The organism is Halalkalibacter lacteus (assembly GCF_036663595.1).
GTDB classification, from domain to species: Bacteria; Bacillota; Bacilli; order Bacillales; family Bacillaceae_D; genus Halalkalibacter; species Halalkalibacter lacteus.
Genome location: NZ_JAWRVL010000368.1, coordinates 1 through 248, shown reverse-complemented (window position 1 = coordinate 248; position 248 = coordinate 1). Strand labels below are relative to the sequence as shown.

Genomic DNA, 248 nt, shown 5'->3' with positions numbered 1-248 from the left:
CGGGCAACCTGAATTGGAAAAACACATTTGACACCGCCGGAAAAGAGGTGACCACTGATTTCGATTATGTGCGCTATAGCACTGTTTCGGATATGACATTAGCTACCGATTGTTATAACAGCGCTAACGATTATAACGGAAATATGTTATTACGTGGGCACCTGCCTTCCGACATTAATATTTATACATTCAAATCAGATTATGTCCATCCATTTAAAGGTGGCAAAATTGAGGCAGGGATAAAAAAC

Annotated in this window: 1 protein-coding gene; it reads left to right on the top strand. The window is 39.9% G+C overall.

The genetic code is table 11. The features are described 5' to 3' along the window. A partial coding sequence (locus SAZ04_RS22680; protein WP_332699991.1) for an outer membrane beta-barrel protein occupies positions 1-248 on the top strand: 248 nt, incomplete at both ends.